This is a genomic window from Microcoleus sp. Pol8_D6 (assembly GCF_036700965.1).
Taxonomy (GTDB): Bacteria; Cyanobacteriota; Cyanobacteriia; order Cyanobacteriales; family Microcoleaceae; genus Microcoleus.
This window is the reverse complement of sequence record NZ_JAUBPW010000075.1, coordinates 1-13020: the sequence shown is the minus strand read 5'-3', so window position 1 is coordinate 13020 and position 13020 is coordinate 1. Positions and strand designations below refer to the sequence as shown.

The 13020-nt window shown below is 45.5% G+C and carries 12 protein-coding genes; 8 read left to right on the top strand and 4 right to left on the bottom strand.

The window, feature by feature from the left end:
- Positions 1-658: 658 nt before the first annotated feature.
- The 3 genes from QUA10_RS24075 (at position 659) to QUA10_RS24065 (ending at position 5070) form a co-directional block, all read left to right on the top strand.
- Positions 659-2665: a GspE/PulE family protein gene (locus QUA10_RS24075; RefSeq protein ID WP_333085112.1), complete on the top strand. Its 2007-nt coding sequence runs from the start codon at positions 659-661 to the stop codon at positions 2663-2665.
- A gap of 92 nt (positions 2666-2757) precedes the next feature.
- Complete coding sequence (locus QUA10_RS24070) at positions 2758-3855, top strand: type IV pilus twitching motility protein PilT (protein ID WP_333085111.1); 1098 nt, start codon at positions 2758-2760, stop codon at positions 3853-3855.
- An 87-nt stretch (positions 3856-3942) separates the two neighbouring features.
- Positions 3943-5070 (top strand): type II secretion system F family protein, encoded by a 1128-nt coding sequence (locus QUA10_RS24065; RefSeq protein ID WP_333085110.1) that lies wholly within the window; start codon positions 3943-3945, stop codon positions 5068-5070.
- A 944-nt stretch (positions 5071-6014) separates the two neighbouring features.
- Here QUA10_RS24065 and QUA10_RS24060 read toward each other — a convergent pair.
- Positions 6015-6230, bottom strand: a complete 216-nt coding sequence (locus QUA10_RS24060; RefSeq protein WP_333085109.1) for a hypothetical protein — start codon at positions 6228-6230, stop codon at positions 6015-6017.
- A gap of 53 nt (positions 6231-6283) precedes the next feature.
- Here QUA10_RS24060 and QUA10_RS24055 point away from each other — a divergent pair, with 53 nt between their 5' ends.
- Positions 6284-7405 (top strand): glycosyltransferase family 4 protein, encoded by a 1122-nt coding sequence (locus tag QUA10_RS24055; RefSeq protein WP_333085108.1) that lies wholly within the window; start codon positions 6284-6286, stop codon positions 7403-7405.
- 11 nt (positions 7406-7416) lie between these two features.
- Positions 7417-7650, top strand: a complete 234-nt coding sequence (locus QUA10_RS24050) for a hypothetical protein (RefSeq protein ID WP_333085107.1) — start codon at positions 7417-7419, stop codon at positions 7648-7650.
- A gap of 123 nt (positions 7651-7773) precedes the next feature.
- On the opposite strand, the gene QUA10_RS24045 is transcribed toward QUA10_RS24050, so the two are convergent.
- Positions 7774-8709: an exopolyphosphatase gene (locus QUA10_RS24045; RefSeq protein WP_333085106.1), complete on the bottom strand. Its 936-nt coding sequence runs from the start codon at positions 8707-8709 to the stop codon at positions 7774-7776.
- 66 nt (positions 8710-8775) lie between these two features.
- Between QUA10_RS24045 and bioF the strand changes: the two genes are divergently transcribed.
- The gene (gene bioF, locus QUA10_RS24040) at positions 8776-9948 is read left to right on the top strand and encodes an 8-amino-7-oxononanoate synthase (RefSeq protein ID WP_333085105.1); all 1173 of its coding nucleotides are present in this window, start codon (positions 8776-8778) and stop codon (positions 9946-9948) included.
- A gap of 277 nt (positions 9949-10225) precedes the next feature.
- On the top strand, positions 10226-10375 hold the full coding sequence (gene pirA / locus QUA10_RS24035; RefSeq protein WP_172185012.1) for an arginine synthesis PII-interacting regulator PirA: 150 nt from the start codon (positions 10226-10228) through the stop codon (positions 10373-10375).
- A gap of 193 nt (positions 10376-10568) precedes the next feature.
- Here the strand turns inward: pirA and QUA10_RS24030 are convergent, their stop codons facing one another.
- Entirely contained in the window at positions 10569-10727 is a 159-nt protein-coding gene (locus QUA10_RS24030) for a hypothetical protein (protein ID WP_333085104.1), read from the bottom strand.
- A gap of 54 nt (positions 10728-10781) precedes the next feature.
- Between QUA10_RS24030 and QUA10_RS24025 the strand changes: the two genes are divergently transcribed.
- Complete coding sequence (locus QUA10_RS24025) at positions 10782-10883, top strand: hypothetical protein (protein WP_333085103.1); 102 nt, start codon at positions 10782-10784, stop codon at positions 10881-10883.
- Between the two features lie 400 nt (positions 10884-11283).
- Here the strand turns inward: QUA10_RS24025 and QUA10_RS24020 are convergent, their stop codons facing one another.
- Positions 11284-12651, bottom strand: a complete 1368-nt coding sequence (locus QUA10_RS24020) for a TldD/PmbA family protein (RefSeq protein WP_333085102.1) — start codon at positions 12649-12651, stop codon at positions 11284-11286.
- Positions 12652-13020 lie beyond the last annotated feature (369 nt).

Here is a 13020-nt window from a genome sequence, read left to right as displayed (position 1 = left end):
TAATTTGCCTCTTTCCAAGATTTTTGAACCCTCAAGCTTACGTCATAAAGGTTCGGACACCAGGGTAGAATCAAAGTAATATTTATTGACCCAAAACTAGAGTAGCTCAAAATTTGCCCTGGGAACTCATGCAGCAGACGATCGGGCAGTGACCGATCGCAGATAATTAATCAAAATATATTTCACAAGGGCGATCGAGGCTTTCGTAAAAGCTATCATCACAGAACATAGCTCATCTTTAATTTAGTACAGCTAACCGCGCCACCACGGACGGTGTAATTTGAGCAAACAATTTGGGAAAATAGAATTAGCCTGGGAAGGGGGCACACCCCGCCCCGCTTTTCTCTCCCGGTACGGGGAATCCCCAAGTGATGTGCCCTGACGCTATAACGAGAGTATCCCGCAAGTTAATCAAATAAGTAAGCAACTTAGCACTCAACGAACAAGATTTGATGGCAAGCATCGGCAAACCCCTCCAATGTCTCGTCAATTTGTGGACGAAGCTTAGAGGTGACTACGAGCTTACACTTGAGAGATAGGGATTGAGCAACAACATGATAGCTGATCCATAAGCAAAGAATACGGGGGTTAAAACCCCGCGTTGGTTTTCCTCTCAGCACTCTTTGTGACTGAGTTTCCCACCTATTGAGTGTTTTTTATGACTAGCACATCCGCGCCTCGATCCACATCGATAGTTGCTCTAAGCGTTTTTACTCCGGCTCTCACCAAGATGATTCAGTCGGGTTACGTCAACGGCGAGCAAGTCAAGCAAGCTCAAATTGAAAGCCAGAAGTCGGGCAAGCGTTTGACGGAGGTATTAGAAGCACTTACCGGGCAGCCGTTACCCCCAGAATTGCTGCGACTTTACAAGAAGCAGCAGATGTTTGAACGGAAGATAGTATACGGGGTTGAAGCATTTGACCCGGAGATGAGCGAAATGTCTAACGAGCAACTGGGACTTATGCTCGAGACGTTGAAAATTTCGATCGACATTTGTCACCAAGGTCGGTTTTTACCCGTAGCGAAGACTGAAACTGAGCCTGCGGCGGTTTTAGTGGCAATGGTAGATCCCGACAACCTCAACGCCATAGAAGATTTGCGGCGGATTTTACAGCCTCACGGCTTGGCTTTGCAGCGACGGGTGATTACGCCAGACGACTATCAGGACATAACTTCTGCCTATCAAGACGAACAAGTTAAGAGGGAAGCTAAAAAAGCTGAAATCGAAAAGCAGAGAAAGATGGATTTAGGGGAGGGAGATTTTGGCGAGCTCTCGCTAGAAGAGGAGAGTAGCGACCAAGAAGACCTCGCTAACACATTGGACGATGCTGAGGCGGCTCCCGTAATTAAGGCGGTCAATATCATTTTGGCTAAAGCTTTGTCGGAAAAGGTGTCTGACATCCACGTAGAACCTCAAGAAGAGTTCATGCGGATTCGGATGCGGAAAGACGGGGTGCTGCAAGAGTATTTCCGGTTTCCCAAGCAGGTAGTCGCATCGATTACCGCTCGTTTCAAGATTATTGCCAACCTGGATATTGCCGAACGCCGACAAGCTCAAGACGGGCGCATCCGCCGGGTGTTTGAGGGACGCACAGTGGATTTCCGGGTGAATAGCTTACCTTCCCGGTACGGGGAAAAAATCGTGCTGCGGATTTTGGACAGTTCCAGCACTCAGTTGGGTTTGGGTTTGTTAATCTCCGACGAAGAAACTCTGGCTTTAGTGCGAGAAAGTGCTAGCCGTCCGTTCGGACTGATTTTGGTGACGGGGCCGACGGGTTCGGGCAAGTCAACTACTCTGTACTCGATTCTGGCGGAACGGAACGATCCGGGGGTTAATATCAGTACGGCGGAAGACCCGATAGAATATGCTTTGCCAGGAATTACGCAATGTCAAGTAATTCGGGAAAAAGACTTGACTTTTTCCAACATTCTGCGGGCATTTTTGCGGCAAGACCCTGACGTGATGCTGGTGGGGGAGACGCGGGACAAGGAAACGGCCAAAACGGCTCTGGAAGCTGCTTTGACGGGACACTTGGTGCTGACGACGCTGCACACGAACGACGCGGCGGGGGCAGTGGCGCGTTTGGCCGAAATGGGCGTAGAACCGTTCATGGTTTCGGCCGCTCTGCTGGGCGTGTTGGCTCAACGTCTGATGCGGCGCGTTTGCGACAAATGCTGCATTCCTTACCAGCCTACTGCCGCAGAACTCGGCAAGTACGGTCTGTCGGCTTCTCAAGAAATTGATCTGACTATTTACAAAGCCAACACTATACCGGTGGAGGAAAGGAAGGAACTGGCAGAACGCGAGCAACTTTGTCGGAAGTGCGGCGGCCTAGGCTACAAAGGACGGGTAGGGGTTTACGAATTCCTGAAAAATACTGAGCGGCTTCAAACTCTGATCACTCAAGGAGCTCCCACAGAGCAAATTAAGGAAGCAGCAGTAGAAGAAGGGATGAAAACGCTGTTGGCTTACAGCTTGCAATTGGTGCGGGAAGGCGCGACTACCTTTGAAGAAGTCGAGCGTGTGACGTTTACTGACTCGGGGCTGGAGGCGGAAATGAAAGCCAAACGCAAGCAGGGACTTACCTGCAAAACTTGTCAGGCGGAATTGAAGCCGGAGATGCTGGATTGTCCGTACTGCTTGACGCCACGCTTTTTGGATTGATTCAGCAGCAGTTAACTGTTGACTATTAACTGTTGACTGTTAACTGAGCTAGATTGGTCAATAACTATCAATTTGATCGAGGAGAGGTATCTATGGGTCTGATGATTGAAGACGTACTGGAGTCCCTGGTAGAGCAAGGGGGTTCGGACATACACATCCAAGCGGGCGCGCCTATATTCTTCCGAGTCAGCGGTAAACTAACCCCTCAGACGCAATACGGCGACATTCTGTCTGCTGAGGAAGTGCAGATCCTGATTTTCCAAATGCTCAACAATATGCAGCGCAAGCAGTTGGAAATGGAGTGGGAACTCGACTGCGCTTACGGCGTTCGGGGATTGGCTCGGTTTCGCGTCAATGTCTACCGGGAGCGGGGTGCTTGGGCTGCTTGTATGCGAGCTCTAGCTTCTAAGATTCCTAACGCAGATGCTTTAGGCGTGCCGCAGATTTTGCGGGATCTGACGGAAAGACCCAGGGGTATGCTGTTGGTGACGGGACAAACGGGTTCCGGGAAAACTACTACGATGGCGGCGTTGTTGGATCTGGTCAACCGGACGCGGGCGGAGCATATTCTAACAGTTGAAGACCCGATCGAATATGTGTTTCCTAATATCAAGAGTTTGTTTCACCAGCGCCAAAAGGGCGAAGATACTAAGAGCTTTGCTAATGCGCTGAAAGCTGCTTTGCGCGAAGATCCTGATGTAATTCTCGTGGGAGAAATGCGGGACTTGGAAACGATCGGTCTGGCAATTTCGGCGGCAGAAACGGGTCACATGGTGATGGGAACGTTGCACACTAATTCGGCGGCTGCAACGATCGATCGGATTTTGGACGTGTTCCCGCCCATTCAACAACCTCAAGTTCGCGCCCAGGTGTCTAACTCTTTGGTGGGAATTTGCAGCCAAAATTTGGTAATAAAAGTTGGGGGCGGCCGCTGCTGCGCTATGGAAATCATGGTAAATACTCCAGCTATGGCTAACTTGATCCGGGAGGGCAAAACTCCCATGATTTACTCTCAAATCCAAATGGGGGCAAAATTGGGTATGAGGACGATGGAAATGGCCCTCGCTGAACTTTACAAGAGCGGTAAAGTCACTTGGGAATCGGCAATGGCCAAGGCTTCTAAGGCTGACGAACTCGAACGCTTGATCGGCCCGGCACCTGTTGGTAGCGCCCCGGTAAAAGCTCATTAGTTCCGTCAGCAGTCATTAGTCAGGAGTTCGCAGGCTGAATTAATGACTGATGAGTCATAACTTTTAATAAATTTTCAGAGGTGAGCTGTGGCTACCAACGTTATCCGCCAAAAACCGAAAGGTGGCTTTGATTTCAGTAAGATTCAGGAGCAAATTGAATATAACCTTACCAGTCTTACTGTTAAGGATATGGCTATTTTTGCTCGTCAGTTTGCGGCTATGTTTAATGCAGGGGTGGCGATCGTGAGATGCCTTTCCGTGCTGCACGAGCAGTGTTCTAATGCTAAACTGAAGCGAGCGCTCAGAAGCATGAATGCTGACGTGCAGGAGGGGATAAACTTGGCAGAGGCGATGGCTAAGTTTCCTGATGTTTTTGACCAACTGTTTATTAGTATGGTGGCGGCGGGAGAAGTCGGGGGGGTGCTCGATGAAACCCTAGACCGTCTGGCGGTGATGATGGAAAAAAATCACAAGACGGAGGCTGAAATTAATTCGGCGATGTCTTATCCGAAGACTGTGTTTGGCATCGCGATCGTGATTTTTTTCGCAATGACCATATTCTTGCTACCAACGTTCGCTAAAATCTTTAAGGATATTGGTGCAGATTTGCCAGCATTTACGTTGTTTATGTTGGCAATTAGTGCATTTTGTACGGCTTGGCCTCCCATCCAACAGATAACTGTTATTGGGGTGATTATAGCACTCAAAATTGCCTTCGATATGTACTACAAAACTCCCATAGGTCATCTACAAATTGATAGAATTGCGATGAAGTTGCCGATTTTTGGCGATTTGATCGAAAAATCTGCTGTGGCTCGGTTTTGCGTGATATTTGGGTCGCTGACGCGATCGGGCGTGCCGATTCTCAATTCTTTGGAAATTGTGCGAGATGTGGCGGGGAATCAGGCGATATCTAATGCGATCGAATATGCGAGACAGGAAATTCAAAGCGGCGGCATGATCAGTATTGCTTTGCAAGAACAAGCTGTTTTTCCGTCTTTGGCCATTCAAATGATGGCAATTGGCGAGGAGACAGGGGAACTTGACAAGATGCTGATGAAAGTTGGCGCTTTCTATGAAACGGAAGTTGAAGAAGCAGTAAAAGGACTTACGAGTATGCTAGAACCTCTGATGATTGTGGTCGTTGGTGGTATCGTAGGTTCGATTTTGCTGTCGATGTATCTGCCGATGTTCGCAGTGTTCCAGAAGCTGTAAAAAAGGGCTAATGAGTTATTAGTTATTAGTTAGTAGCAATTAACGCCTGACCAATGACTATTTCAAGCGTCTCCAGGCTCTGCCTGGCCAGACTTTTGGATGAGGCACATCCTCAATTAAAAGGAGAAAACAATTTGGAGGCAGAGCCTCCAAATCTTCCTTACCAGGGTCTTTCCATTGGTGACAAGTTACGAAAATATCACAAAAGTCAAGTAGGATAAGCAGACAGATTTAACTGCTGCTTAATCCTGGCTTTACGCTTCAGGGTAAACGCATCTTAACCCTCTTTTGTTACTTTCGGCAAAAAATAATCAGGAACGCTTAGAGCATAAGACTTGTACCAAAAATCCTGATTTCCGCCATTCTGTTAGAAAATAAACGCTCAAATTATCGCTATATTTACAGGTAAAAATTTGGCTCTAATTTTTATTTTCCCAGAGTGATAGAAGAGGGTTAATTTGAACCCAAAATCTGCTACAGTTAAATCCGAATAAATTTCAATGCAATTATTGTAATTTATGGGTGCTATCAATGGAAAAAGGTTTGACTCAAACTTTAAATCACCAACAAAACAAACCGATTTATTGCCTTGGGTGAATATATTAAATTCCAGTTTTTTAGAAGAAAATTTTGCCAATTTGAACGATCCCAGAATATAAAGAATAAAAAAATATTCAGAAATTTTACAGGGTAATCGCATCTTAATTAATGTATAATGATCAGGGAAATTTTTAAAATATTTGACAGCATCATTCAACCGCAGCTCGTACACTAAGGAATGAAAATTGAGTGTGATGCTGATAGCCAGCTAAGCACGCTAGCTGGGGTTCCACTTCGTTGATTTATCTCCATCACGTGCTTTTGCCTAGGGCGTGTTTTCAAACTATAACCACAACACAATGCAGGCGATCGTAATCATGGCTGTATAATTGGCAGTCAGCTTCTTATATCGAATAGCGATCCGACTCCATTGCTTGAGTCGCTTGATAGCACGTTCCAGAATGTTCCGTTGACGCTAGATTTGACGGCAGCCTTTTTCCATCTGCCTGAGTGAGGGATACCTGCCGGGAGTCCATTCCCAGTTTAACTGCTTCTTGGTCGCCGATCGCGTCTCCGCCGCAGCCCTGCCTCTGGCGGGTGCATTTTCTGTCATTTGTCAAGTACAATTTATACCAAATCAGATGCGATTACCCTGCACTAATAACCAATAAATATGGTTCACTTTAACGTTGGTTTTCAACACTTTAACTCCTTCGCTGATATTACGCTATCCCTGGCGAAAACTTTACACCAAATGGGAATTCCTATTTCGGTCGAACCTTCAACAATAGCATCTCATCTCAGGCGCAATTCGACTGCAGAAGAAAACGACCTGCTAGCGAAGTGGATGAACACCGCACCCTCAGATTTATTTCAGATCAAATGGTCTCATTATTGGAAACCTTATTTTTTAAAAGAACTCAACGGACATCTCAACTTAGAACTTTTTGCTATCAATTACGAATTCGCCCAAAACCATGATGATTATGATTACTGGATTTACGATGCTGTTAACACTTCATCCCACAAACTAGCCGTCAGCCAATACTCTAAAAACGTTTTAATAAAAGCTGGCTGTCCGCCAGCAAACGTATCCGTCATGCCTCTAGGTTTCAATCCTTTAATCTCGCAACTCTATGTTCCCAGACCGCAAAAAAACAAAAAAGATGTAAAACATATTCTGCACATGACCAATTCTTTTGATTTCTATAGATTTGGCACGGATCTGGCAATTCAAGCTTTTTGGGAAGAGTTTAAAGATGATTCTAACGTAGAGTTAATAATCAAAGATGGAGGCAAAAATCCAGATGTTATAGTAAAACATCTCGCCAATACCGAAAAGCAGCTCGGCAAGTTAAAGGCAAAAATTCTGATCATCCCTAAATTTTGTACTAAAGCAGAACTAGCTGATTTATACTTATCAGCCGATGCTTTTTTAGCTCCGTTTCGCGGCGAGGGTTTTGCGATTAAAATTTTGGATGCCTTTGCAGCAGGTTTGCCCGTTGCTATGACTATGTACGGCGGTCCGACGGAGTATGCCAATGCGGATAACTGCTATCCCATTGGTTACGATCTAGTTCCCGTAGGAAAGTGTTACGATACTGAGTATCTAAGAATCCGAAATTCTCCTCATTGGGCAGAGCCAAATCTTCAGTCTGTTCGCGAACAGTTGCGAAAAATTGTTGAAGACCCGATGCGTTTTCATGTAGCTCAAAAAGCTAGAGAGACGGCGGATTTATTTAATTGGGAAGCTGCCGCTCAAAAATTGCTAAGATTAATGCGAAAGTTGTTTTAGGAGCAGAAATTATGGGACTCGAACGCAAAATGTTTAGGGGAATGTTTTCACCGGGGGAGGTGGTACGATTGAAACAGCCTTGTTTTACTCCCGGGCGATTGTTTGAGCCAGGAAAATATAACGCTGATGAGTTGCCGGATATTGCTTTTGATATGGGTTTGGTAGACCATTTGCCACGAGTAAAAGGCAACAGTTCCGAAAATCTCAATGCCCAGAACCCGCCAGATCAAAACCTTGAGGACTAAACTCCCGTTTGCAGTAAGGACTTCAGTCCTAAAAATCCCTGTTTGTAGTAAGGACTTTAGTGCTGAAAATTAAAATAAATAATCAAAGACTCAAGTCCTGACTGCAAAAAAGATAAAGCCAATTTAACCATTTTGCTCTATCTGGGCAATTAACTCTTTCAAAACTTGACTAGCTTGATCGTTCTCAATCTGACAAGTTCCGGCATTCTGGTGTCCACCGCCGCCATACCTTAACATTAACTCCCCAATATTAGTTTTAGAAGTTTTGTTAAAGATTGACTTGCCAACTGCGAAAACAGTATTTTGTTGTTTCAGTCCCCAAAGTACGTGAATCGATATATTGCACTGAGGGAACAAAGCATAAATTACAAAACGATTCCCCGCGTAAATCACCTCTTCGTTACGCAAATCTAAAACAACTAAATTATTATAAACTTTGGCGCATCGCTGTATTTGCTCTTTAAATTTTTCTTCTTGCTCGAAGTAGAGGTCTACTCTTTCTTTTACATCAGGAAGCTGCAAAATCTCATCGATGGTATGATTTTTGCAGTAATCGATTAACTGCATCATTAACTGATAATTGGAAACCGTAAATTCTTTAAACCTTCCCAAGCCAGTTCGGGCATCCATGATGAAGTTTAACAACACCCATTCTTGTGGATGCAGAACCTCTTCTTGGGCAAATTGAGCGGAATCTGATTTGTCAACGGCTGCCATCATTGCCTCAGAAATATCAGGAAACTTTGCTTGGCCTCCATAATATTTGTACAGTACCCTAGCTGCTGAAGCTGCATAGGGATCGATGATGTGGTTAATTTTGATTTTCTCGTGTCTAAGAGTTTCGCTGAAATGGTGATCGAAAGCTAGATGAACTCCATCAACATAAGGTAAATTGGTGCTAATATCGTTATTTGTTATTTCGATTTTCCCATCCTGCATATCTTTAGGATGCACGAATTTAATCTCGTCGATCATATCGAGTTCTTTGAGCAAAACGGCACAGACAAGACCGTCAAAATCGCTGCGGGTGACTAATCTGTATTTTTTAGTGAGTGGCATATGCTTCTGTGATAGGGAGGAACTGATCACCAGCTAATATAACGTATTACCCGATCGCTTTCCAATATGAACGCAGACCCTTACGCTTGGATAGAGAAGGCCCTGGACACAGTTCGCCGTGCCGATTGGTATCGATCGCCACAATCGATCGAAAGTTCCCCTGGGCCTGTGGTAAAGTTATCAGGCCACAGCCTGATTAACTTTGCCAGCAACGATTATCTCGGACTTGCCGGCGATGACAGATTAATTCAAGCTGCTATGGCTGCAACTAAGGAATTGGGTACGGGTGCGACGGGTTCGAGGTTGGTCAGCGGACACCGCGATTTGCACCGACAGCTAGAGCAAGCTATTGCTAATTTAAAACGAACTGAAGATGCTTTAGTATTCAGTTCGGGATATTTGGCGAATCTAGGGGCGATCGCATCCGTTGTCGGCAAGCGCGATTTGATATTATCTGACAAGTACAACCATTCGAGCCTGAAAAACGGAGCCACACTCAGCGGTGCAACTGCCATAGAGTACAGTCACTGCAATCTTGAGGATTTAACGGCAAAGTTAGAGCAAAATCGCGCGAGATACCGCAAGTGTTTAATTATTACCGATAGCGTTTTTAGCATGGATGGGGACTTGTGTCCGCTGCCACAGTTGTTGGCTGTGGCCGAAACCTTTAACTGCATGGTATTAGTAGATGAAGCTCACGCTACAGGAGTTTTCGGTGCTAGCGGTGCCGGTTGTGCAGAACATTTCGGGTGTACGGGAACACCACTGATTCAAATGGGGACACTCAGCAAAGCTTTGGGAAGTTTAGGTGGTTACGTTGCGGGCTCTGCTGCTTTAATTGATTTTCTGCGTAATCGAGCTCCGAGTTGGATTTATACTACAGCATTGACGCCTGCTGATGCGGCGGCTGCTTTGGAAGCTGTGAGAATTGTACAGCAAGAACCAGAACGCCGAGTTCGGTTGCGACAAAATATCGAAACTTTTAAATATTGCGCTATTACCAATCACCAATTACCAATTAGCAATTCCCTCTCCCCAATTTTCAGTCTTCCGTTAAAAGATGCAGCCTCGGCTTTAACAGTCGGCAGCAAACTCAAGGAGATGGGTATTTTTGCTCCGGCAATTAGGCCTCCGACTGTAAGCGTGAGTCGAATTCGGATTTCGCTGATGGCAACTCACGAGCTCGCACACCTTCAGCAGTTGGTAGAGGCCCTGAAGCAAGTTTTGAGTTTTGAGTAAACGTTGGGTACGTACCGCGCACCGCTTGACTAAATGTAAATGTTGGGCATCGGGCATCGGGCATCGGGCATCGGGCATCGGGCATCGGCCTAATGACTACTGACTAATGACTCCTGATTGTCAAGATATCGCTATTGACTTATGACCAATCTTATACAGGAGTTTTGTCTATCGGTCAACAACTGTAAATTTTTTGTAAATTTAGATACTTTTTGGAATTTAGCGCTATATTAGAGAAGTAGCAGGTACACCAAATTTAATATAAGGAACGTCCACCATGAACACAAATCGTCAAAACGTAAAAAAAGTAGCAGAAACCCACCGCGCTAACATTCACAAGCAACTGATGCACCGCATAGAAGTAGCGAGATCCAGTGGCAATCAAGATTTGGTTCGGGTGCTTGAAGAGGAAATGAGACAGCTTTAAAGAAGCTGCAACTAGAATTTGCCCGTAGTTTGGTTTAGAGGGTTGTGCGAGAAATGCAGAATTCCGGCAACCGCTACCTGTGAAGTTTTGACTCCTCTCTTAGTTGGTAGGAAAAATCCCGGTTTCTTCAAGAAACCGGGATTTTTTATTGAGAAGGAAGAAGAAAGAAGGAACACTCCTGTACGCACAAACTCTATCTGTAGAGTGCGCCTCGTCCCAAAAAGATTTGCCAAAAATAGAATGTTATGTCGGTAAGTTGAATCAGATATTTATGAATTTGCTGAGCAATGCGATTCATGCCTTGAATTGCTATGACCAAAAACGCACCTCGGAGCAAATTAAAAATGACCATAGTACGATTACGATTTGTACTTCTATGCTGAATTAGGATAGGGTAAGAATCGGTGTGAAAGACAATGGGCTGGGAATAACAAGCGAGGTAAGAACCCATTTATTTAGTCCTTTCTTTACAACTGAACCTGCGGGTCAAGACACTGGTTTGGGATGATCTGATTACCTATCAGATTGTGGTGGAGAAGCGTGGCGGAGATTTGAAGTGTTTATCACAGCCAACAGAACCGGGTGCATAATTTGTGATTGAGATTCCCATTAGGCAGAATAATCGGGTAGAGATGAAAGAAACTTAAGGGGAATTAAACAAAAAATTAGGGGAAAACCTGGTAAAGTCTATAATCGCGATCGCACTTCCCCAATTTCTCTGTAATTTCTGAAGTCTCCCAAACACCGAACGACCTCGCTGAAGCCCTCAATAATAGATTTTCAGTGGTTTGTCAACTTGTCAGTGTCCCGCACTGGCACATGGTGAAGGCGTGAGGGCGCGATCGTGCCTTCACCATGTGCCAATTGCGTAAGTTTTTAACTAATAATTAATGACTAATGACTAATGATTACCTTCCTCCGACGACGACATTTTTAATCCGCAAATGGGGACCGCCGACGCTTACTGGCAAACCGCTTTGGCCGCCTTTACCGCAACCGCCGTAAGCATAAACCGAGTCGTTTCCTATAGACTCAATATCCTTTAAAGTCTGAAATACATTGCCGCTTAAAGTGACATCGCTCACCGGTTCGGCTAATTTGCCGTCGCGAATCATGAATCCTTGAGCCGCCGCAAAGGTAAACATTTCGCCGTTGGTTTGTCCTCCCAACATCCGCACTGCATAAACTCCTTCGTCAATGTCCGCAACCATTTCGTCAAAAGAATGTTCGCCAGACTCGATCGCAGTATTAGTCATCCGCACCAAAGGCATAAAAGTAGCACTCAGAGCTCGGGCATTTCCCGTCGGACTTTCGCCCATTTTGCCCGCAGTCTCGCGATTGTGCATTCGAGCCGCTAAAACTCCATTTTTAATTAAATGCTTGCACTGAGCCGGCACGCCTTCGTCGTCATATTTTAAAGTTCCCGGTAATCCCGGCACAGTTGCGTCGTCAATTACATTTAATTGTTCGATCGCCACAGGCTTGCCCAAAGTCAACAATTCCTGCATTTTTGGGTTTTCGTAAATGCCGTCTGCTTCCGACAAATGCCCGAAAGCTTCGTGAATAAAAACCCCCGACAAATAAGGGTCTAAAATCACCGGATACTGACCGCCTTTCACCGATTTTGCCTCTAGTTGGCCTACAGCTCGAACGGCAGCACTCTTAACACGATCTTCAATATTTGTCAACACATCGTAATCCGATCGCGAGTGAATCGACTCAAACCCTTGGCGGACGACACCACCCTCCCCACGGGCGATCGCCCCGAAACGCCCCGTCACGTCCAAGCGCTCTTGAGCGATGCAAGTACCTTGAGAATTCACAAAATAAGTAATCCCAAATCTATCGCTGTAACCTGCGATTGTCGTCTGAATTCGCGGGTCATAATCTAACAGCAACTGGTTGTAAGATTCGAGCAATTTCCGCTTTTCGGCTAGAGTAATAGAGCGCGGGTCGCAGCCCAATTCCACCGCTACATAATCTTGGATCGGGGTGACATCTGCTAGTAAAGTTTTTTCGCTGCCAACCAAACGAGACTGCACTACAGCTTCTTCAATGCGGTCTTTTAACTCATCTAAACCGTTAAAAGTTACAAAACTCCAGCCACCTTTGTGACAGGCGCGGATGCCGCCGGCGAGACTAAAACTGCGGTTGACAGCATCTAACTGAGGGCCGCGAAAACTAATCGCAGTTGACTCGCTTTGTTCGAGGCGAACTTCTAGATAATCTACGCGATCACGGTAAGGTGCGATCGCTTCCATCAACTGTTCTTGCATCAAATTGCCCCTATGAATGATTAGCCCTAGCGCTGAAAAAAATTATTGCTAACCCTATTTTAGCTAATAACTCCCCTCTTTCGGGTGCGCGTTCCCCCACCGCTGTGGTGCGGGAGCATGGCGCGCCCTACCCGATCGAGGGCGAGTCAACCAATTTTAGATTTTAGATTTTAGATTGATCCCGTCCTCAGCCTGGGAAGGAATGAATCCGCGGGCTTTTTACAGCGTTTCCCGCTGTTATGAGGTACAGTAGCAGCAATTAGCAAACCAATTTCTTAAATGTTTAGGGTTAATTAACTTGAGGGCAACTGCAATAATTTTATCAACCATTGATGTGGTAGTTGGAACAAAACTTCGTAAAAAAGATTT